We start from the raw sequence: 22,634 nt of genomic DNA, 5'->3' as shown, positions 1-22,634 counted from the left end.
AGAAAAATAACAATACTGTTAGTTCTATAATTTAGGCTCTTAATAATTTTACTTATTCCATTTCACACCTCGTCAATAAATTTTAAAATTATTATAATTTTAAAACAATGGTTCTAATTCATATTCTCTTATGCTAGTATTTTAAATAACTATAAAAACAAAGGAGTACATCATGGAACATTCAAATTTAATTTTAGGCTCAACTTTTAGTAAATTTAGGGAACAGCCCAAATGGGTACTTAATCTTATTATTTGGATTATCGTTGTCGTAGCATCTGTATGGTTATCATTCAGTTTTTCGAATATTACTGAACAAATCACGCAAAAAAATCCTAATGCAGATATGGATCAAGTCAAAGCGATTTTAGGCCCCGTCCAAATCATTAGCGGAATCGTAGGTACACTCTTTACGTTACTGTTTTCTTGGCTTATAGTACTTGCGATTGCTCGCATCTTTAAATCCGACGTCAGAAAACGCAGCATCTTTGCTGGAACACTTTTCGCATTATTAATCAGTTCATCAATTGCATTAGTTGTTATTCTCATCCAAATTATAGTGGGATTAGATTTAATTCAATATAAAATTACAAGTCTTAATATTTTCGATAAAGGCAATAAAATACTTGGTGCATTTGATTTACAAACATTCATTTGAGGATATTTATTTACTTTATTACTTTATAAAACTTGCCGACTTTCAGGTAAAGTTTCTATTATTTTCGGTGTTGTATTTGTTGTTTTATCTATCGTATTTCCATTAATTGGTGCAGCAATGCAACCTTAAAAACCAAAAAATCAGAACTGCGTATGTTGCAGTTCTGATTTTTTTACTATCAATTTTTAAGTGTTTCTTCTATTATATTGTTAAATATGTCTATAGGAGATTTATTATGACCGAAAAAATACTATCTATTAAAACCGCCGATGACTTTGTTTTGGACACACATATAATCCAATCCCACAAAGAAGCGCAGGGTATTATTATTTATTATCATGGAGGCGGATTAATTTCCGGTGCTCCAAATGATTTAAACGAAAGTATCATAAATTTAATCACACAAGATTTTCATGTGGTGCTCGCACCTTATCGACTGGCTCCAGAAGCTGCTTTTGAAACTATTATTTCAGATGCTTTAACTGTATTTGATGAAATCAAGAACCTTTATCCTGATTTGCCATTGTTTACTTTTGGTCGTTCATCTGGCGGCTATTTAGCCATTCAAATTGCAAACCATAGAAATGTACATGGTATTTTAGATTTTTATGGATACAGCCGAATTGATATCCCTGAATTTCGCAATACACACTCCATTTTTAAAACTAAAACTGCTAAACTGACAGAACCAATGATTCAACTGATGCTGCAGTCTTCTCCTATTACTGCAGGCCCTACTCAAATTCGTTATCCACTCTACTTATATACAAGAGGCCATGCACTTTGGTATCAATATGTTGGTATAGAGGCATATACAGATCACCAGTACAATTTGTCAGAAGGAGAACTCAACCAACTTCCGCCTATTTTCATAGCTCATGCTGAAAAAGACATCGATGTGCCATACAGCGAAGCGCTGCGATTATATCATTCAGTACCCAACTGTACGCTCATCAGTATTCCAACAGATGAACATGATTTTGATAGAGTTGCGACTGCAGAAGTTGAAGAAATTTATCAAAAAGCTGTTCTATTTTTAAAAGATACGCTCAAATAAAGAAAGTGGGTTCACGTCAAAATGAACCCACTTTCTTTATTCTTTAAAATCGTCTAAGTTATGGTGCTCGCATTCTAATAAATGTTTTTTAACATTTATACCGCCGCCATATCCTGTTAAATGATTATCTTGACCTACCACACGATGACAAGGTATAACAATTGAAATCGGATTGCTTCCAACCGCTCCACCGACTGCTTGAGCCGACATTTTCTCCTTACCTCGTAAAGCAGCTATTTTTTTGGCAATGTTTCCATAAGTTACTGTTTCACCATAAGGAATTTTAGCCAATTCATGCCAGACCTGTTCTCTGAATTCAGTTCCTTCTGCTTTGTACGGAAAGTTAATGGAAGGATTCTTACCTTGAAAGTATTCATCTAACCATAAGCTGACTGTTTCAAAAATCTTTTGATCTGCTTGATTAACTTTTTCTAATTTTGGATTTTCTTTATCTAATTGACCATCATAATAAAGACCCGTCAGGTTTTCTCCATCTGATTCTAATGTTAAAACCCCGACTGGTGATTGGTAGTCTGTAATATACATCATGCTGCACCTCTTTTATAATTTCTTCCCTTATTAAATACCTTTTATTTTCGCATTTCATTCAAAACCTTAAATATAGTATGGATGAAAAAGAAGCACACCTCAAATGAGATGTGCCTCTTAAGGTCAATTATTTAATTATTGTTCTTCATCTTCTTCTTTGCGACGTCTCCAGAATAAGAAGATAGAACCAAGTACTGCAAACAGTGTACCGAATAATGATGCTGTTGGTACATTATCTGTTTCACCAGTTTCAGGAAGTGCTTCAGCTTCATTTCGTACAACTTGTGGTGTGCTTTCTCTCCCTATACCTCTTATCATTTTCCAATTTTTTAATTCTAATACCACTTGGAAACTCAAAAAATATAGTGTAGAATCTCATTATAATGTTAACTATATAAAAAAATAAGTTAACAATTTAACATTGATTACAAAGGGGAATTTAAAAATGGATACAGCACACAAAATTATTAACGGCTACGCATTAACAAAACAAGAAGCATATGATTTATATACTGATGAAACGATTGATACTTTCACATTATTAGATGAAGCATATGCTGTACGCAAACATTACTATGGAAAGAAAGTAAAATTAAATATGATTTTGAACGCAAAAAGCGGAATTTGTCCAGAGGATTGTGGGTACTGTGGTCAATCAAGAGATATGAAGCGCAAAGACCGTTACGCTTTAATTCCAGAAAATGATATTATCGCAGGTGCAAATGCTGCGGCTGATAATCAAATCGGTACATATTGTATTGTAATGAGCGGACGAGGACCAAGCGATAAAGAAGTCGATCATATTACAGAATCAGTGCGTCAAATTAAAGAAAACCATCCTCAGTTAAAAGTTTGTGCATGTTTAGGTTTAGCAAATGAAGATCAAGCTTCGCGTTTAAAAGAAGCAGGTGTAGACAGATATAATCATAACTTGAATACAAGTGAAAATTATCATGATACTGTCGTAACAACACATACATATGAAGACCGTGTCAAAACAGTTGAAATCATGAAAGAAAATAATATTTCACCATGCTCAGGTGTCATTTGTGGTATGGGGGAAACTGCACAAGATAGAATCGATATGGCATTTGCATTAAAAGAATTAGATGCAGATAGTATTCCAATCAACTTCTTGCACCCTATTCAAGGTACAAAATTTGGAGAAATGGATGAATTAACACCAATGAAGTGTTTGCGTATTATTGCAATTTTCCGTTTAGTGAACCCGACTAAAGAAATTCGTATCGCCGGCGGACGTGAAGTCAATTTGCAATCACTTCAACCATTTGCATTATTAGCTGCGAATTCAATCTTTGTCGGAGATTATCTAATCACAGGCGGCCAACCTAATACAATGGATTATCGCATGATACAAGATTTAGGTTTTGAAATTGATTGCAGCAATCTACCTGAAGACACTGCAGAAAAAATCACTGAAACTTTAGAAGCCTAAAAATTTTAAAACCGCTTAGCACCTATATCGGCTAAGCGGTTTTTCTTATGCTACTCTTTCAGCAACAAAAATTGTTCTTTTTTCCCATACATTCGTTTGAGGATTATAATCATCACAAGTAATCAAAGTCAGTTGATCTTTTTTATTTTTATGTTCATCTAATACACTGACCTCATCTGGATTTACATCTTTAATAGAAGTCATTTTATATTTTCGTGTTTCATCTCCAACTTTAAACGTGACTTTAGCACCCTTTTTCACTTTATGAAGATTTGTAAATTGATAATCGCCAGATGTATTTGTATGACCAGCGATTGATATGTTTTGTTGGTCTAATGATTCATCATCTTCTGCTAAGCTCACACCTCGATTAAGCTGTTCTGGTGTTGCAGCTCCAGGATAGACAGGTTCTTTAATATGCACACTAGGGATATCTATGTACCCTACTAGTTGAGATTTATCTTTTGGAACTTGCGGTGCTGTTTTATGTTTTCCTTTGTTATCTGCTTGTTTTTTATCGTATTGTTCTATTTTTTCATCATTTTGTTTACCTGTAATAAAGTGATCAATTTGTGGTTTAAATACAAAAAAGACGCCTACTAAAATAAGTAAAACTCCTATAATTGTAAATAAACGAGATCGCCATTTCCCCATGTTATGCCTCCTAATCAATTCTTGATGTTAGTTTCTAAAATTATATCACGCTTTACCTATTACATATAGCCTTTATCACATTCTGGTAATCTGAATAAAAATATTATATAATAATTTTTAAGAACTACTTTATTCCGAGGAGAAAGATAATGTGGAAACTAATTAAAGGACTATTGGTAGCATTAGCGCTTGTAGGTGTTTATAAGCTGTGGCAAGATGACCGATTGTTCAGTGTCATTCCGCAAATGTATCACCAACTTGTTGATGGTCAATTTGCAGATCAAGTTAATCAATGGACGAATGAATATCCATTTTTACAAAAGCTTGAAAGCTTTACTGAACATCTTCCTTCTTTATATGACTTAAGACATATCGAAATTTCAAATTTCATTCAACATAATGAAGCAAAACAGTAATTCAATTCATTCCTTTCAACCAAAGATTGAATTACTGTTTTGCTTTTTTATTTGTCATATTTTAATTTTAAAGATTCTTTATAAGCTTCTTCTGCTGTTTGAAAATGTTTACTACGCGGCAACACATGATTTTCTACTGCACTCTCATATGCAGCTAACTTTGCTCCTTCTTTTTTCTTCGGATCCTTAAATACAGCTTTTAATTGTGTTTCTGTTGTAATACCTTTCGCTTTTTGTTTTTGTATAGCAATTGCACTAGCATCATGATGTAATTCTGATTTAATCATCAAATAACCAGAACCCATAATAAGCATTATAAGCATGACACCAATCAATAAATTCTTCATGCCGATATACACCTCATTTTATTAAATTCAACTGTATTATACGCTCATTTTGTCAATGTTATAGCGCTTTGTGAGACTGTTCACGAAACTTTCCCATTTTTAACTTTCCTCTTAAATTTTCAAAAGTGTAAAATAGGCACTTTACATATACTTTATTTACTAGGTATAATAAATATATCTAATAAACAGAAATGAAAGAAGGATATATAATGTCACAAGTTATTTATATTACTGCTCACCCGCTTGACGAAATGGTTTCTAATTCAATGGCAGTCGGCAAAGCATTTATCGAAAGCTATCAAGAATCTCACCCAGATGATGAAGTGATTCACATCGACTTATTCAAAGACGAAGTACCTGAAATTGATGCCGATGTATTCTCTGGATGGGGCAAATTGCAAAATGGTGAAACTTTAACTGAAGTTGAACAACATAAAGTAAGTCGTTTAACAGAAATCGTTGACCAATTTGTATCTGCTGATAAATATGTTATTGCTACACCAATGTGGAACTTGTCATTCCCACCTGCTGTAAAACGTTATTTCGATGCTGTTTCAGTTGCTGGTAAATCATTCAAATACACTTCTGAAGGACCACAAGGTTTGCTAACTGATAAAACTGCATTGCATATTCAATCACGTGGTGGTTTTTATAGCGAAGGTCCTGCAGCTGAAGTAGAAATGGGAGACCGTTATATCCGTACTATTTTCAGTTTCTTGGGTGTTCCTAAATATAAATTAATTGCTGTTGAAGGTCATAATAAAGTACCTGAAAGAGCTGAAGAAATTAAATTAAATGCAATCCAACAAGCTGAATCTTTTGCTAAAGAATTTTAATGATTAACCCAAAAATCCGACGTGCTATTTATGGCACGCCGGATTTTTTTAATGCTCAAATTGTTCGAAATAATTTTCGTCTAAATGATTTAAATCTAAATGTTCAATTTGCAAAGTAGTATGATGCAGACCATATTTACTTTTTAATAAGTGCTCAAGTTGATTGATGATTTGATAAGCATCTTGACTGCTCTTACTATCTAAAACAACATGAGCAGATAAAGAATATTGGTCAGAAGTTACACTCCAGAGATGGAACTCATGAACATCAATCACTTGATCAGCTTTCTTCATATCACTGATAATTTGATCGACATCAAGTTCTTCAGGTACAGAAGCCATTAAAATCAACCAAGCATTTTTCAAAATTTTATAACCGCCATTTAATAAGATAGCTGAAATTACAATACTTAAAATGGGGTCAATCAGCTGAATTCCTGTAAGTTTAATCAAAACAACTGCTACGATAACCCCTACTGAGTTTAATAAGTCTCCGAAAAAATGCCATAATGCACTTTGAATATTAATGTTGTCTTCTGATTTCAATGAATTATAAAGCAGCCATGTTAATACAATATTGACAATCAAACCAATAACCGCAACCACAAGCATAATACCATCTTCGATTGGTTTCGGGAAAATCATACGCATAATTGCTTCATAAAAAATCCATAAAGAAATAACAACTAAAGCAAGTCCATTCAAAAATGCTGCGATAACTTCTAACCGAAGGTAACCGTATGTAAAGCGGTTTGTAGGTGCTTTACTAGCAAAATAAATGGCTAACATCGATAGACCTAAAGCTAAAACATCACTCAGCATATGGAATGAGTCAGACAGTAGCGCTAAGGAATTCGAAACTAAACCGCCGACAAACTCCACGATTGTAAATATTAATGTAATAATTAAAGATGCCCACAATGTCCGCTTCGAACTCTGCTGAACTTTACGGTGTTCAACATGATGAAAATAATAATTCCGAGAATAATTTCTAACCATCTTTCTCTCCCCCTTTTACACGTCCCATAAAACTGAAGTGATTGCGCATTCCCTTCCAGAAGAACACGCAGACACTTTTTAATCACACCTAATCGTGATTGACACCCCATAGGGCAGTTTCACACGTTTTAATGATACGTTTCAACACCGCAATACGCGCTGATTTCTTATGATCAGCTGGTACAATATACCAAGGCGCATGAGACGTATTCGTTTTTTGTATCATGTCAGCACTCGCTTCAAGATATAAATCCCATTTATCACGATTACGCCAATCTTCATCTGTAATCTTCCATTGTTTATCAGGATTATCTTCTCTTGCTTTAAAACGTTCAAGCTGAATATCTTTATCCAAACTTAAAAAGAATTTTAAAATAATAGCACCTTCATCGGTCCACATTTTTTCAAAATCATTGATTTCACCATATGCACGCTGCCACTCATCTGTTGTCGCGAAACCTTCAACACGTTCAACCAATACGCGTCCATACCAACTGCGGTCAAACATTTCAATATGTCCCGTTCTCGGCATATCTCGTGCAAAACGCCATAAATATTGATGCGCTAATTCCACATCTGTAGGTGCACTGATGGCATTCACTTCGTATCCAGTCGGATCTAACTTCTCACGAATGCGTTTGATATTACCGCCTTTACCAGCAGCATCCATTCCTTCAAAGACTAAAATCAATGGGATCTTTCTTTCATATAATGCAAATTGAATTTCTAGCATGCGTTGCTGTAATTTTTCAATTTGATTATTGTATTCGTCTTTTTTCACTTTATCTAAATGATTCTCAAACAAATCGGTTTGGTAATTTTTAGAAAACAAACCATCACGATTAGCAGTACGTTCATGATGTGCTTTAATCGCTTTATTCAAACGTTTAATAATATGTTCATACATACGCACTGTCGCTTGTTCACGTTCTGTATAATCGATGACCTTCCAATCTTTTTGATTCGGATCATTTAATATCTTATGCATTTCTTCTAAATAGATATCATCTGGGATAACATTTTCATACTCTTGTGCTTTCCAACGTGTTAATGGATTTTCTTTTGTTTGACGAATGTGATCTTGGCGTTTTTTCTCATCAATCTCAATATAGAATTTAATGATTTCATAATGATCATTTTCAAGCATCTTTTCAAAGCCATCAATTTGGTCACGCAAGACATGGTAATCTTTATACTGCAAATGTTTGATACCATTGACTTTGTAATCAATATAATGTGCATACCAACTACGGAAATAAATATTGATTCCGCCTTTTGCAGGTAATGTATTCCAATATTTTTGCAAGAATTGATAACGCAGATTTTCTGGTGTCGGTGATGCTGTAGCAATAAAGCTAGAATATTTTGCATCTAACGTTAATAAGAGTTCGTTGGACAATCGTGTTTTGCCAGCGGCAGGCACGCCTTCGAATACAATCATAACCGGAATTCCTAATTTATGTGTTTCTCTTGTTAATCGTGATGCTTCTAATTCTAAGTCTTTTATCTTAGTTGACATATTCTCACCCCATTTTTTAACTTATATCTAAATTAACACTTTTTTATAAAAAAATGCGTGAATGAGTAAAATTATACTTTAGATATATTTTAAAGACTAATTCAACTCATAAAAAAACTTCCGCCGCAACGGAAGTTCTAACTTAATAACCCTATGCTTATTGCTGTTTAGCATCTGCTAATATTTTATCCATCGAAGTTTCAACACTGCTTTCATACATTAAACCGAATTTCACTAAATGTACGAGTAATAAATATAACTTATAAAATTCAATACGGCGTTCTGCCCCATCTGCTAATGGATATGCTTTATCATATGCTTCATAAAACTCTGGAGAAAATCCTCCGAAGACACGTGTTGCACCTAAATCAAATTCACGGTCTCCATATAATGGCATTGGATCAAATAAAGCAGGATCTCCGTTTTTTAAGAACATATAATTACCGCCCCATAAATCACCATGTAATAGGGATGCCTTACTTTTATGGTTATCCAATTCTTCAACAATCACTTCACGTACGTTGTCGAATTTATTTAATTGATCTACATCCCATAAATTTTTTTCTACGATTTTTTCACGTAAGTGATCTAAACGACGATGCACAAAAATTTCTTTCCAAGAATCTGTCCAACTATTATCAAAAGCAATGTCTGGACCATTGTCTGGATAATCAAAACCAAATTTTTTATCTGGATTATGGAATTCATGCAATTTAGCTACTAGCTTACCAAGTGCTTCTTGACTGCCAGTTGTCCCTTCATCCAACCATGTCAAAATCATATAAGCATCGCCTGCAATTTCTCCTTTAGACACAACACGCGGTGCAGTAACATCTGCATACTCGAAATCGTTCAAGCCTTCCGCTTCTGCCGAATAAAAATCATAAGAACTATTCGGCTGCACTAATAAGAAATATTTATCATCCTCTGTATCAATTCGATACGCATCATTTACATCCCCGCCTGAAATCGGAACAATGTCTTTAATACCGGAGATAGGTAGATTTTGTTGCCATAACTTATCCATGTCTTTGTCCCCCGTTCATAATTTTCTTTACTCTATTCATATACCACTTTCAAGCATTCTCTAACTCGCAAGTTGGAAAGTCTTTAGAAGATATATGACATCAACCCTTATTTTTACTTTCAAAATTTTCATTTTCAAATAAAAAGCTATTCAAAAAATTTAAGTAATTTAAGAATCGTTCTATGCTATACTTATGGCAAATAACTGGAGGTCTTAACTAATTCATTATGAAAAAATTATTACATCGTTGGTTTATTCAAGGTTTAAGTTATATGACATTAGGGCTCTTCGGCTCTCTAATTATCGGTTTAATTATGCAAACAATCGGCAAACAAACGTTGATTCTTGCTTTAAATTTACACTTCTTAGCTGAAATCGGCACTGTTGCTATGGGCTTGACCGGTGCTGCTATTGGCGGTGCAATCGCCTATGGCTTGGGTGCTCAACCATTAGTCGTGTTTTCTTGTATTATCGTCGGTTCACTTGGTTATGATAAATTCGGCGGCGGTGCTGTCGGTGCATTCGTGGCGACTTTGATTGCGACAGAACTCAGCCGGTTTTATGCAGCAAAGACAAAAATAGATATTATTATTTCGCCCTTGCTAACTTTAATAATCGGTGGTGCGGTTGCTAAGTTTATCGGTCCATTCTTAAATGACTTTATGGTATCTCTAGGTAAAATGATTATGTTAGCAACAGATCAGCGGCCACTGATTATGGGAATTTTAGTTGCTGTCATTTTCGGTTTAGCTTTAACTGCACCAATTTCAAGTGCCGCATTAGCATTAATGCTCGATTTATCCGGGCTAGCTGCAGGAGCTGCAACAATCGGATGTTGTGCACAAATGGTCGGTTTTGCAGTAACAAGTTATAAAGATAATGGTGTCGGCGGTTTGATTTCTGTCGGTATCGGCACGAGTATGCTGCAAGTTCCGAATATCTTAATGAATCCGGCTATACTGATTCCACCGACTGTAGCGAGTGCAATTATCGCACCGATTATGACCACATTATTCCCTATGACTAATAATGCTGCGGGTGCCGGCATGGGAACAAGCGGTTTTATCGGGCAAATTATGACTATTAATACGATGGGTGCATCAGCTAAAACTTGGATACTCATTGCAGTTTTCCAAATTATTTTACCCGCTGTAGTCAGCTATCTGCTCTATCGTGTATGTAAGAATGCAGGTTGGATAAAAGATGGCGATCAAAAAATTAATATCGGTACTAAGAAAGTTGCTGATTAAATTAATCATTCAAAACAGACCAAATCGGTCTGTTTTTCTATGTACGAAAAACCCCCAAACTTTAAGAGCCTGGGGGTTTTCAACTTTCAAGCAGTTGTGACTATTCGATATTTTATTTTTCAACATTCATTTCTGATAAGAAGCTGCGGCCATATTCTGGTAATGGCACATCAAAGTTATCAGCAATTGTTGCACCGATTGAACTGAATGTTGTATCACCGCTCAATTCGTGTGCTTTATCTTTAAGTTTAGGACTATAGAGCAAGACTGGAATATATTCGCGCGTATGGTCAGTTCCTGGAGCAATCGGATCGTTACCGTGGTCGGCAGTAATAATCACCAAGTCGTCTTCTTGCAAGTTATCAATCAACTCAGGCAAACGTTCATCAAAGTCTTTGATAGCTTGAGCGTAACCTTCTTTATCACGACGGTGACCATATAAAGCATCGAAGTCGACTAAGTTTAAGAAGCTGATACCAGTGAAATCATGTTTCACAACATCAATTAATTTATCCATACCGTCCATATTATTTTTCGTACGAATCGCTTCAGTCACACCTTCGCCATCATAAATGTCATTAATTTTACCGATAGCGATAACATCATAATTGTTGTCTTTTAATTCATTCATCACTGTACGGCCGAATGGTTTTAAAGCATAGTCATGACGATTAGATGTACGAGTGAAATTACCAGGCTCTCCGACATAAGGACGTGCAATAATACGACCAATCAAGTATTTCGGATCTTTTGTTAATTCACGTACTTTTTCACAAATATCATATAATTCTTCTAACGGAATTACATCTTCGTGTGCAGCAATTTGTAAAACAGGGTCTGCTGATGTATACACAATCAAATCGCCTGTTTTCATTTGATGTTCGCCCCACTCATCGATGATTTGTGTACCTGAAGCAGGACGGTTCGCAACTACTTTGCGCCCTGTCATATCTTCAATTTCTTTAACCAATTCATCAGGGAAGCCATCAGGGTAGACTTTGAATGGCTGCATAATATTCAAGCCCATAATTTCCCAGTGTCCTGTCATTGTATCTTTACCGACAGAAGCTTCACTTAATTTTGTATAGAAAGCTTCAGGTTGTTCTACTTCCTCTACTACAGGTAAAGGTGCGATATTACCAAGACCAAGGCGTTGTAAGTTCGGTAAATCTTGTTCAAAGCCTTCTAAAGTATGTTTTAAAGTATGGCTGCCTTCATCATTAAATGCTGCAGCATCCGGTCCCTCGCCGATACCTACTGAGTCCATAACAATTAAATGTATACGTTTAAAGGGAGTTGTCATAATCTTTCTCTCCTATCTCTTTCTAATTTGAAAATTATTTATTCTGTAATCACAGTATGAATCAATGTCGGTGTTTCACCTGTTGCTGAAATTGTGATATTGTCATAAATTTTTGATTTAACATCTTCAATATCCTCAGTGTTGCTGTAAATCGTCATCAAGCTTTCGCCTTCTTCGACTTTATCTCCAACTTTCTTATGCAGCACTAAACCGACACTTAAATCAATATCATCTTCTTTTGTTTGGCGTCCAGCACCAAGCATCATTGAAGCGATGCCCATTTCATTGGCTACAATTTCAGTCACAACGCCGCTTTCTTTAGCCGGCAATTCAACTTGATATTGTGCTTGAGGTAATAATTCAGGATGATCCACTACTTCTGGATTACCCCCTTGATTGCTTAAGAATGTACGGAATTTATCTAAAGCTGCACCGCTGTCAATTGCTTCTTGCAACAGACTGTGTGCTTCATCTAAGTTTTCTGCCTTACCACCAAGTACAACCATTTGCGAACCTAGCGTCATTACAAGTTCTGTTAAATCTTCAGGACCTTCACCGCGCAATGTATCCATCGCTTCTTTCAATTCTAATGCATTACCGATTGCATATCCTAAAGGTTGACTCATGTCTGAAATAATCGCCATTGTTTGACGGCCGACATTGTTACCGATTTTTACCATGGCATGTGCTAAGGCTTCTGCATCTGCTAATGTTTTCATAAATGCACCATTGCCTGTTTTTACATCTAAAACAATCGCATCTGCTCCTGCTGCGATTTTCTTACTCATAATAGAAGAAGCAATTAATGGAATAGAATTCACAGTACCTGTAACATCACGCAAAGCATATAATTTTTTATCAGCCGGCGTTAAGTTACCTGATTGTCCAATAACTGCTAATTTATCCTCATTAACTAAACGAATAAAATCATCTTCAGAAATTTCCACATGGAAACCATCTACTGATTCTAATTTATCAATCGTACCGCCTGTATGTCCTAAACCGCGACCGCTCATCTTCGCAACAGGCACGCCGACTGCCGCAACCAATGGCGCTAATACTAAAGTTGTTGTATCACCGACACCGCCAGTTGAATGTTTATCCACTTTTGTGCCGTCAATTGCAGACAAATCAATTTCATCACCCGAATGTACCATTGCCATTGTCAATTCAGCACGTTCGTCATTATTCATATCTTGGAAATAAATTGCCATTGCCATACTCGACATTTGATAATCCGGAATATTTCCTTTTGTATATTCCGTAATCATCCATTTGATTTCTTCTGCTGACAGCGATTCACCGTCACGCTTTTTATCAATCAAATCCACCATTCTCATAGCCAATCACTCCTTAATGTATTCTCTATAGACTGTTCAATGTGACTGTTGTTCACTACTATTTTACCACGCAGACACTAGTTTCCCGCAACCTTTAACACTTCTGATATCGCAAAAAGTAAAACGTTTAACATGTTGTACTTAAAGGATTTTACTTTTCTGGATATTTCCTTTTAGTTACACAATTTAGAGGGTTAATTTTTAAATGTTATGGGAATGGAAGTGTATAATTATAGAAATGAATATTAGAATGTGTTGAAATGGAAGCTGTCAGAATTCATAAATATGGGAAAAAGAGTCAACCTCATTTGGAAGAAGTATCGATTCCAGAAATCGATGAAAATGAAGTGTTGGTTAAAATACATGCAGCCAGTGTCAACCCTATTGACTTCAAAGCTGCACAGGGCGGAATCATGCGCTTATTTTTTAATGAAAAAACGCCTTATACTATGGGACATGATTTTGCGGGAGAAGTTGTTAAAATCGGCAAATATGTCACAGCCTTTCGTGTAGGAGAAAAAGTATACGGTATGAAACTCGGTGCATTCGCGGAATATGTCGCAGTAACTGAAAATCAAATGGCAATGATGCCGAACCATTTGAGTTATGAGGAAGCTGCCGCACTACCTATGGCTGGGTTAACCTCTTATCAAGCGCTGCATGACTATATGCATTTAAGCCAAAATCAAAAAGTATTAATCCAAGCAGGATCAGGCGGTGTAGGTTCATTTGCGATTCAATTGGCTAAAGCTATTGGTGCTTATGTCGCTACAACAACTAGTAACAAAAATCGCACATTTGTAGAGAAATTAGGTGCTGATAAAGTCATTGATTATCATCACGAAAATTTTAACGATGTCTTGCATGACTACGACGGAGTCTTTGATACTCTAGGCGGGGATCAATTAATGAAAGCATTTAAAATACTGAAACCTCATGGTACGGTCGTTTCCATTAATGGTATACCAGATGAACGTACCGCTGCAGAACTCGGTGCGCCGTTATGGAAAAAATGGTTAATGGCCTTTGCAGCACGTAAAATTAATAAAGCAGCCGAAGAACACCATGCTTATTACCGTTTTATATTTACAAGAGACAGTCGGCAACAATTAAACAAAATTCGTAAATTGGTAGAAGCACAGAAAATACATCCTGTGATAGATAAGATATTTGATTTAGCCGAGACAAAAGATGCTTTAGAATATATTCATGAAGGACATGCGCGAGGCAAAGTCGTTATTAAAGTCACAGAACCAGAATTTTAATTAAACAAAAAAATACCGCACATTCCTATTCACTGCGCTTCACCTCAACTTGCGCGGTGTATATAGGTACATGCGGTACTTTTAATTTATATTCAATTATTTATTGAATACGGATTTCCGCTTCATCTTCTGAATCTTTACCGTCCCCAATAGTAATATGTGTACGTAATACTAAAGCATTTGTGTCTTTATCTAAATCAAAATTAGCTAAACGGAACTCGAATGGTTTTTCCACAGTTTGTGCTTTTTCGACCACTTGTTCACTTTTAATTTCATACATTTGCAACACTTTATCAGATTCATCAAAATCTTTATTTTCATTAGAACCTTCTTTTGGTTCAAGCAATGTTAATCTGATTCTAGAAACTTCCTCATCTTCATTGCCGCCTTTTAAGATGACTTTCCCAGAAACTGTTTCATCTGCCTTAAAGTCTGCTTTTTCTAAACGTGTATCTACTGTAAGCTCCCCAACTTTTAAAGATGTCAAAATTTTATCCAACATAATATGCCCTCCTTAAATTCTCAATTGCTCGAATGTATCTATGAATCAAATATAATTTCAAATCCATTTTAATACCACAAATAGTTTAATGAAAAATTCACATAAATGTCAAATATAGTTGGTTATGCTTTTGTTGCACGAGCTAAAAAGAGCGACGCATCTTGGTTCATGAATAAATTTTCACCTTGATAAAATGTGTGTATTGAAGGTGTATTAAATCCTACTTCTTCCATTTTTTCTTTTACTGTTTCATGTGCAAAACCAGAATGAATTAACGGATGACTGACTTTATCATTTTGATTGAAATCAGCAATTAAAATTTGTCCGCCTGGTTGAAGCAATTTGAATAACTGATTCAGCAATGTTTGCGTGTCTGGAACATGCAGCATTACAAGAGACATGATAATAGTATCCACTTGAATATCTGGCAATGAATCTTCAACTACATTTAGCTGCATTGTTTCAGCATTTTTTAAATCTAAAGATACTATTTTTTGTTGCACAATTTTCAACATTTCACTTTCTGCATCCGCTAAAATTAGCTGATCGACATCATCAGCAAATTGCAATCCTACTAATCCTGTTCCACAACCATAATCAAGTAAACGATGTGCCGGAGTCATACGTGTTCGCATCTCTTTAGCAATTTTTTCTGTAAGCTGAATTTGCGATTCACTGTCATATCGATGTGCGATACGATGAAATATCCGTTCTTCCATTGTTCCACCAACCTCTCTATCTATTAGTTCAATCTTAACAAAACAGACGCCTGAATGTAGATTCAAGCGTCTGCCGGGAAATGGATGAATTTATTGAATGGTAAGTGGTGTTGCACCCTGGAAGTTTACAAGTTCATATGCACGTGCTACATCAACTTCACTCGGTTCTTCTACACCTTCCAAGGGATATGATTGACCGAGTGCTTCATACTTATGCACACCGAGCTGATGATATGGCAAAATTTCAAAACGTTCGACATTATCTAAAGTTGAGATGAATTGACCAAGGCGAATCAAATCTGCTTCATCATCTGTATAACCGGGTACTAAGACATGTCGAATCCAGACCGGCTGCTTGCGTTCTGATAACATTTGCGCAAAGCGGAGAATATGATTGTTAGGTTTGCCTGTCAGTGCTAAATGTTTTTCGTTATCAATATGTTTGATATCAAGCAGCATTAAATCAGTATATTGAAGCAGATTATCTAAATGCTCCAGAAATGTCGGTGTTTCATTGACACACCCTGCAGAGGTATCTATACAAGTATGAATGTCTTCAGCTTTCAACTGTTTGAAAAGCTGTTCTAAAAAAGGCATTTGAAGCAGCGGTTCTCCGCCGCTTACAGTAACGCCTCCCCCAGAAGTGCTGAAATAAGGGCGGTACGGCACAATTTCTTCGACAAGTTCTTCTGCAGACACTTTTCTTGGTGCATCAGTCAAACTCCAAGTATCTGGATTATGACAATAAAGGCAGCGTAATAAACAGCCTTGTGTAAATATAATATAACGTAAACCTGGACCATCAACTGTTCCTAAACTTTCTACAGAGTGAATGCGACCTTCCATTGTTTGGTACCCTCCTATAAGATATGTCTATAAAAATTCATATCTTTCTTTTACTGATCAAATCTTACATTCTTTCATGGAATGTTCTAGAGATAACATCTAATTGCTGTTCGCGTGTTAATTTAATAAAGTTAACTGCATATCCAGACACACGAATTGTTAATTGCGGATATTCTTCTGGATGTTCCATTGCATCAATTAAAGTCTCGCGGTTAAAGACGTTGATATTTAAATGGTGACCTTGCTGCATTGCATAACCATCTAATACAGATACTAAATTATGATTTTGTTCCATATCTGTTTTGCCAAGTGATTTCGGAACAATACTGAATGTGTTAGAAATACCATCTTTACAATATTCATAAGGGATTTTAGCTACAGATGATAATGAAGCTAATGCACCATGTTCATCACGACCGTGCATTGGGTTCGCACCGGGCGCAAATGGCTCGCCTGCTTTACGTCCGTCTGGTGTATTACCTGTTTTCTTACCGTAAACGACATTAGATGTAATTGTTAATACACTCATAGTGTGCTCAGAATCGCGATATGTTTTATGCTTACGTAGTTTTTTCATAAACGATTTAACTAACTCAATCGCAATGTCATCTACACGCGCATCATTATTTCCGTATTTAGGGAATTCACCTGTTGTTTCAAAATCGACAACCAGACCTTCATCGTTACGAATTGTTTTCACTTGTCCATATTTAATTGCAGATAGAGAATCCGCAGCTACCGACAAACCAGCAATACCTGTTGCCATTGTACGGTGGACATCTGTATCATGTAATGCCATTTCAATACGTTCGTAGCTGTATTTATCATGCATATAGTGAATGACATTTAATGAGTTGATGTAAACTCCCGCTAACCATTCTATCATTTGATCAAATTTCGCATAAACTTCATCATAATCAAGAATTTCAGAATCAATCGGTACAAATTCCGGACCGACTTGCATACCGGATTTTTCATCTTTACCGCCATTAATCGCATATAATAATGTTTTGGCTAAGTTTGCACGTGCTCCGAAAAATTGCATTTGTTTACCGATGCGCATTGCTGATACACAACAAGCAATACCATAATCGTCGCCATAACTTTCACGCATCAAATCATCATTTTCATATTGAATAGAACTTGATTTGATACTCATTTCAGCACAATACGCTTTAAAGTTTTCTGGTAAACGTTGTGACCATAATACAGTTAAGTTCGGTTCAGGAGCCGGTCCTAAGTTATCCAAAGTATGCAAGAAACGGAAAGAGTTCTTAGTTACCATTGCACGACCATCTAAACCTACGCCTCCGATAGATTCAGTTACCCAAGTCGGATCCCCTGAGAATAACTCATTGTAATCAGGTGTACGTGCGAATTTAACCAAACGTAATTTCATAATGAAGTGATCCACAATTTCTTGTACTTCGCGTTCCGTTAGGACACCATCTTGTAAATCACGCTCTGCATAAATATCTAAGAACGTAGATGTACGGCCTAAACTCATCGCTGCACCATTTTGTTCTTTAATTGCTGCGAGGTAAGCAAGATACAGCCATTGTACTGCTTCTTTAAAGTTTTCAGCTGGTCTGCTGAGGTCGAATCCATAACGTTCGCTTAACACTTTTAATTCTTTTAATGCACGATATTGTTCAGAAAGTTCCTCACGCAAACGAATTGTTACTTCATCCATTACTGTCGACATATTATTATAGTCATTTAATTTTTCTTCCATTAAGAAATCAATACCATACAAAGCTACACGACGGTAATCTCCGATAATACGTCCGCGCCCATATGCATCCGGCAATCCAGTGATAATACCTGCTTTACGACATGCTAACATTTCTTTTGAATATGCATCGAATACACCTTGGTTATGCGTTTTACGTAAATCTGTGAAGATACGTTCTGTTTCTTCATCCAATTCATAACCATATGCTTCACAAGCTGCTTTTGCCATGCGAATACCGCCAAAAGGCTGCATAGAACGTTTAAATGGCTTTTCTGTTTGCACACCTACGATTTGTTCTAATTCCTCATTCAAATAACCTGCATCATGCGATAAGATTGTGGAAGCAACTTTTGTATCCATATCCCACATACCGCCGCGTTCACGTTCCTCGCGTGTTAATTCCATCACTTGATCCCATAAATCACTTGTAGCCCGTGTAGGTGATTCAAGGAATGATGAATCTCCGTTATACAACGTATAATTCAACTGTATAAAGTTTCTGACATCCACTTCTGAAGACCATTTACCTTTTTTAAAGCTTGCCCATGGTGATTTTCTTTCTTTGATCGTTTCAACCATAATAATCCCTCCGTTGGATTTAATGTGATGTTTTTATAAATCATGTTACCGTTTTCACAATGAGTATACTTATTATTGTGAAAAAAATCACTTAATTTCTGAAGGATTTTAAATAGTTGTGTCTACCTTGTGAAACTGTATTATATATTTGTACTATATGATATGCATTGTATTAGAACAGTACTTATTCTAATTCACAAAAAATAAGCTAGATGCCTGTAAAGACACCCAGCTTCTAAAATTTGTTTATTTATAATGATATCGATCTTATTATTTATAACCTTGTTCTTTTAAATATTCTTGTAATACAACTGCTTGGTTATGTTCTTCATCTTTAGCAGAATATAATAAAATCACATCTTTACGTGCATCATTAATAATGCCTTCTAATACTTTCAATTCATCGTGCTGTTCTTTATTATTTTTCAACTCATCAATATATTTCTTTTTAAAATCCTCGAACTTATCTGGATCATGACCGAACCATTTACGTAATTCTGTACTTGGGCCAATATTTTTCATCCATTCATCTAAATTCGCATTTTCTTTTGAAACACCACGAGGCCACACACGATCAACAAGTACACGTACACCATCATTTTGCGCCTTATCTTCATAAATACGTTCTACTTTGATTACCATTTTTATCCTCCTTTTCATTCTAAGAAATTTTCTCTCTTACTTTTCGAAATACCCTTACCTTAAATTCACAAACAAGTTTAAATTCCAACCACTTTATATAGCAAATATAAGTTCTATTTTATCACTGTGGTAGAACAGAAAATTTCAATTATTACAGACAATTAAACAGGTTCACAATAATGTCACATGTGCAAAAATTTTAGTTCATATTTAGTGATTTTTCTCACATTCTTTGTTAGAGTTATATGTGAAATAGATAACAAAGTTGTTGTAAGCGGATTTGCTGTTCAAGAGAGCGTAGAGATATGAACAGATAATAGATATGCGCTTTTAGCAACGCTATCTATTCAATTATTACATCCAGCGAAGATTAGAGATTCAATGAGTTTTCTAGTCTAAACGCTAATCAGTGAACGAGTTCATCTTAGATTCTGCACCTTAGAAATCATCAAGAAGCAGAAATACTGTGGTAGGAATTTCTGCTTCGCAGTACTTCATCAAACACTACGTTACCCCGCGTAATGATGAGTCTGCAGCAAGTATATTTCAGGAGGTGACTTTCGTTTTCCAAGTGATATTGGCGACAGGTTAATCCCCCGTTAACTCATCGTCATCTGACAATTTTATAAGCAAGCAATGAATCAAATGTGAGTTTCCCCAAGTTCTAAGCATTCAGCCCTATATTATACATTCATTCATTGAAATCGGCTCCCCAACCGATTTCAACCAACTCCCAATAATCCCTAGAATGTAAATATTATCGGCAATAAAGTCTTGTGATAAATTGTTAATATCTACTGATATCGAAACATTTGTATATATGAAAGTATTAATGCTTAATTCAAATGAAGACAGTTCGAATGATAGAGGATTCGACATCGGATTCACTGAATTAAGACATGATTACCCTTTATAATTGTAGGCAAAGTAAGTAATCAAAACATTAACAACAATCTTATTAAATGTAGCTCCTATTAAATATACAAAAAGAATCAAAGTAATGAATACCTCCCCTTTAGGTTTCATTACTGTAACTCCTTAAAAATTGATATTGTTAAAATGTGAGAGAAGGTTCCCCCAAACCTTCTCTCTTTTTTGTTGCTTATTGCTTCAACTCTTTGTTTATCAGATCTACTAAAGCTTTGTTTTTAAAATAATTTACTGTCCATATAATGGTATATACAATGATAAAGATACCTGTGAAGAATAAGATGTCAGCTAAAGTTAATGGGAACCATCCTGCTAATATGGCAAGGGGCAGAAACCCAATATAGCAAATGACAATATGGAGAACTGTCTTTTTTAATAAACTCCAATCTGAAGCGTCGTAAATCATACTCGCTAAACCAAATAGCACACCAATCAACCCCCATATAACGACTGCAATCAACATAATCATAGGTTCAGATAAATGAGTTTCATATAAATGTCCCATCAATGAAACAGGCGATACCGGAGAATAGTGCCCTTGTCCAAAAATGCTGGAAAATATGACTGATAATATTGTGCCGATAACAACGCCTATACAAAAATCATTCATAAGTGGTTTCATTATTTTTTTCATAATTTTAACCTCGCCTTTAATTTTTTTAAATAACGTCTTGAAGAATACGTGGCTTCTCCATGTGTCAACGTAATATGAATCATGCCATTCGCACCTACACTCAAATATTTGATATTACGAATATTCAATATCTCTGACTTTGAAATTCTGATAAAATAATGCGGGAGTATCTCTTCTAATTCATATAAAGGCTTTGAAATGTGCAAGCATTGTGTAGATGTCCAAGCATATAATTTCTTATTTTCTGCTTTAATCTGTAATACTTCTTCAATCGGTACTTGAAAAACACGCTGATATTGGTTTTTACCAGTTAAAGTGGTGAGTGTCTCATCTTGTTCGGCACATGCGATAATTTCTTTAATTTTTTGCGAAGCATCTTTTGCATAAATTTCCACACGTTCATCTTCTTCATCTTGATTGAAATAACAATTTACTTTCATAAGCACTCCTCCTTCCTTAATTTTATTAAACCAAAACACCTATCTAATAAGAATATTTTTAAGATAAGCGGTCAGCAGTATAAGACAAGCGGTTCACTTAAAACATGCTTTATTCGGTGTGTTCAGTAAAAAAGCAGCACGCCTTTTTTAGTGGCGTACTGCTTTCACTTCACCTATTATTTTGTTTCAACTGTATCTAAAAATGCTTTTGCTGCTTGATTTACCTCTTTAAAATCAATTCCTTGTACTTGTGCTGCAAAGACACAGCCACAATAACATTGACGATAAATATTATAATCTCTGCACATTTCTAATGAACGTTCATAGCCTTTATTTTTCTTAAAGTCACTTGGAAGGTAATTGACATCATAAAGTTTTTGAACTTCTGCACCGAGTTCGTTGATCAGCTGTGCATTCTTTTTAGGTGAAAGTGTCAATGCACTGCCGAAATAATCATAGCCATATTCAACAGCCGCTTCAGCAACCATGTCTAAGCGCATTTCAAATCATGCACGACATCGTAATCCACCTTCAGGTTCATCTGTTAATCCGCGTTCTTTTGCCATCTTCATAAACTCATGCGGTTTATAAGGTGCCTCGATATAACGTACATTCGTATTATTTTCCTGATTGAATTTTTCTATAAAATCTTTTTGAACCCATGCTCTGCGTTCGTATTCTTTTTTCGGATGAATATTCGGATTCGCAAAATAAATAGCTAAATCTGCATATTCTGAAAGAAATTCTAATACATACGTACTGCATGGTGCACAACAACTATGCAGCAGTATTTTAGGACGTTCTTCTGAGCGTTCCCATTGTTGAATCATTTTCTTTAATACGCGATCATAATTGATTTTCTGATTTTTCATTTTGGCAACGATGCCATCCATTTCTATCATTGCTGTCGCCCTTTCTGTCATTGGAATCTAAG

General features: G+C 35.5%; 23 protein-coding genes and 1 pseudogene. 7 read left to right on the top strand and 17 right to left on the bottom strand.

The annotated features are described in order from the left end of the window. Positions 1-172 precede the first annotated feature (172 nt). On the top strand, positions 173-655 hold the full coding sequence (locus DYE31_RS02365) for a YIP1 family protein (protein ID WP_015901239.1): 483 nt from the start codon (positions 173-175) through the stop codon (positions 653-655). A 235-nt stretch (positions 656-890) separates the two neighbouring features. Beyond that, positions 891-1,712, top strand: coding sequence for an alpha/beta hydrolase (locus DYE31_RS02360; RefSeq protein ID WP_015901240.1), 822 nt, complete (start codon positions 891-893; stop codon positions 1,710-1,712). 36 nt (positions 1,713-1,748) lie between these two features. Here the strand turns inward: DYE31_RS02360 and DYE31_RS02355 are convergent, their stop codons facing one another. Continuing rightward, positions 1,749-2,261 carry a methylated-DNA--[protein]-cysteine S-methyltransferase gene (locus DYE31_RS02355; protein ID WP_015901241.1) on the bottom strand — a complete coding sequence of 171 codons (513 nt, stop codon included), beginning with the start codon at positions 2,259-2,261 and terminating at the stop codon, positions 1,749-1,751. A gap of 135 nt (positions 2,262-2,396) precedes the next feature. After that, positions 2,397-2,606 carry an LPXTG cell wall anchor domain-containing protein gene (locus tag DYE31_RS02350; RefSeq protein ID WP_041613028.1) on the bottom strand — a complete coding sequence of 70 codons (210 nt, stop codon included), beginning with the start codon at positions 2,604-2,606 and terminating at the stop codon, positions 2,397-2,399. A 100-nt stretch (positions 2,607-2,706) separates the two neighbouring features. Between DYE31_RS02350 and bioB the strand changes: the two genes are divergently transcribed. Further along, a complete protein-coding gene (gene bioB / locus DYE31_RS02345) occupies positions 2,707-3,717 on the top strand; it encodes a biotin synthase BioB (protein ID WP_015901243.1) in 1,011 nt (336 codons plus the stop codon). Positions 3,718-3,762: 45 nt separating this feature from the next. On the opposite strand, the gene srtA is transcribed toward bioB, so the two are convergent. Beyond that, positions 3,763-4,371 (bottom strand): class A sortase SrtA, encoded by a 609-nt coding sequence (gene srtA / locus DYE31_RS02340; protein ID WP_015901244.1) that lies wholly within the window; start codon positions 4,369-4,371, stop codon positions 3,763-3,765. Between the two features lie 149 nt (positions 4,372-4,520). Between srtA and DYE31_RS02335 the strand changes: the two genes are divergently transcribed. After that, positions 4,521-4,787, top strand: coding sequence for a hypothetical protein (locus DYE31_RS02335; protein ID WP_015901245.1), 267 nt, complete (start codon positions 4,521-4,523; stop codon positions 4,785-4,787). A gap of 47 nt (positions 4,788-4,834) precedes the next feature. Here DYE31_RS02335 and DYE31_RS02330 read toward each other — a convergent pair whose 3' ends face one another. Further along, positions 4,835-5,134, bottom strand: a complete 300-nt coding sequence (locus tag DYE31_RS02330; protein ID WP_015901246.1) for a hypothetical protein — start codon at positions 5,132-5,134, stop codon at positions 4,835-4,837. Between the two features lie 209 nt (positions 5,135-5,343). Here DYE31_RS02330 and DYE31_RS02325 point away from each other — a divergent pair, with 209 nt between their 5' ends. Continuing rightward, positions 5,344-5,970: an FMN-dependent NADH-azoreductase gene (locus tag DYE31_RS02325; protein ID WP_015901247.1), complete on the top strand. Its 627-nt coding sequence runs from the start codon at positions 5,344-5,346 to the stop codon at positions 5,968-5,970. 48 nt (positions 5,971-6,018) lie between these two features. On the opposite strand, the gene DYE31_RS02320 is transcribed toward DYE31_RS02325, so the two are convergent. From DYE31_RS02320 to DYE31_RS02310, 3 genes are all read right to left on the bottom strand, one after another. Further along, a complete protein-coding gene (locus DYE31_RS02320; protein ID WP_015901248.1) occupies positions 6,019-6,969 on the bottom strand; it encodes a cation diffusion facilitator family transporter in 951 nt (316 codons plus the stop codon). A gap of 88 nt (positions 6,970-7,057) precedes the next feature. Continuing rightward, on the bottom strand, positions 7,058-8,488 hold the full coding sequence (locus tag DYE31_RS02315; RefSeq protein ID WP_015901249.1) for a polyphosphate--AMP phosphotransferase: 1,431 nt from the start codon (positions 8,486-8,488) through the stop codon (positions 7,058-7,060). A gap of 157 nt (positions 8,489-8,645) precedes the next feature. Beyond that, the gene (locus tag DYE31_RS02310; protein ID WP_015901250.1) at positions 8,646-9,515 is read right to left on the bottom strand and encodes a fructosamine kinase family protein; all 870 of its coding nucleotides are present in this window, start codon (positions 9,513-9,515) and stop codon (positions 8,646-8,648) included. 227 nt (positions 9,516-9,742) lie between these two features. On the opposite strand from DYE31_RS02310, the gene DYE31_RS02305 reads away from it, so the two are divergent. Continuing rightward, positions 9,743-10,765 carry a PTS transporter subunit IIC gene (locus DYE31_RS02305; protein ID WP_015901251.1) on the top strand — a complete coding sequence of 341 codons (1,023 nt, stop codon included), beginning with the start codon at positions 9,743-9,745 and terminating at the stop codon, positions 10,763-10,765. A gap of 112 nt (positions 10,766-10,877) precedes the next feature. Here DYE31_RS02305 and deoB read toward each other — a convergent pair whose 3' ends face one another. Beyond that, entirely contained in the window at positions 10,878-12,068 is a 1,191-nt protein-coding gene (gene deoB, locus DYE31_RS02300; RefSeq protein ID WP_015901252.1) for a phosphopentomutase, read from the bottom strand. Between the two features lie 38 nt (positions 12,069-12,106). Further along, entirely contained in the window at positions 12,107-13,408 is a 1,302-nt protein-coding gene (locus DYE31_RS02295) for a pyrimidine-nucleoside phosphorylase (RefSeq protein WP_015901253.1), read from the bottom strand. Positions 13,409-13,668: 260 nt separating this feature from the next. On the opposite strand from DYE31_RS02295, the gene DYE31_RS02290 reads away from it, so the two are divergent. Beyond that, on the top strand, positions 13,669-14,673 hold the full coding sequence (locus DYE31_RS02290; protein WP_015901254.1) for an NADP-dependent oxidoreductase: 1,005 nt from the start codon (positions 13,669-13,671) through the stop codon (positions 14,671-14,673). Positions 14,674-14,773: 100 nt separating this feature from the next. Here DYE31_RS02290 and DYE31_RS02285 read toward each other — a convergent pair whose 3' ends face one another. The 8 genes and pseudogenes from DYE31_RS02285 to DYE31_RS02250 form a co-directional block, all read right to left on the bottom strand. Then, a complete protein-coding gene (locus DYE31_RS02285; protein ID WP_015901255.1) occupies positions 14,774-15,175 on the bottom strand; it encodes a sporulation protein in 402 nt (133 codons plus the stop codon). Between the two features lie 122 nt (positions 15,176-15,297). After that, a complete protein-coding gene (locus DYE31_RS02280; RefSeq protein ID WP_015901256.1) occupies positions 15,298-15,894 on the bottom strand; it encodes a class I SAM-dependent methyltransferase in 597 nt (198 codons plus the stop codon). A gap of 90 nt (positions 15,895-15,984) precedes the next feature. Beyond that, the gene (pflA, locus tag DYE31_RS02275) at positions 15,985-16,740 is read right to left on the bottom strand and encodes a pyruvate formate-lyase-activating protein (RefSeq protein ID WP_015901257.1); all 756 of its coding nucleotides are present in this window, start codon (positions 16,738-16,740) and stop codon (positions 15,985-15,987) included. 64 nt (positions 16,741-16,804) lie between these two features. Then, positions 16,805-19,054: a formate C-acetyltransferase gene (gene pflB, locus DYE31_RS02270; protein WP_015901258.1), complete on the bottom strand. Its 2,250-nt coding sequence runs from the start codon at positions 19,052-19,054 to the stop codon at positions 16,805-16,807. Positions 19,055-19,324: 270 nt separating this feature from the next. Then, the gene (locus tag DYE31_RS02265; RefSeq protein WP_015901259.1) at positions 19,325-19,696 is read right to left on the bottom strand and encodes a DUF488 domain-containing protein; all 372 of its coding nucleotides are present in this window, start codon (positions 19,694-19,696) and stop codon (positions 19,325-19,327) included. A gap of 1,102 nt (positions 19,697-20,798) precedes the next feature. Next, entirely contained in the window at positions 20,799-21,248 is a 450-nt protein-coding gene (locus tag DYE31_RS02260) for a DUF3021 domain-containing protein (protein WP_015901260.1), read from the bottom strand. An 8-nt stretch (positions 21,249-21,256) separates the two neighbouring features. Beyond that, the gene (locus tag DYE31_RS02255; protein ID WP_015901261.1) at positions 21,257-21,700 is read right to left on the bottom strand and encodes a LytTR family DNA-binding domain-containing protein; all 444 of its coding nucleotides are present in this window, start codon (positions 21,698-21,700) and stop codon (positions 21,257-21,259) included. Positions 21,701-21,876: 176 nt separating this feature from the next. Then, positions 21,877-22,602, bottom strand: a pseudogene (locus tag DYE31_RS02250) (epoxyqueuosine reductase QueH). Between the last annotated feature and the right edge of the window lie 32 nt (positions 22,603-22,634).

Source organism: Staphylococcus carnosus (genome assembly GCF_900458435.1).
Lineage (GTDB): Bacteria > Bacillota > Bacilli > Staphylococcales > Staphylococcaceae > Staphylococcus > Staphylococcus carnosus.
This window is presented reverse-complemented; position numbering and strand designations above follow the sequence as displayed.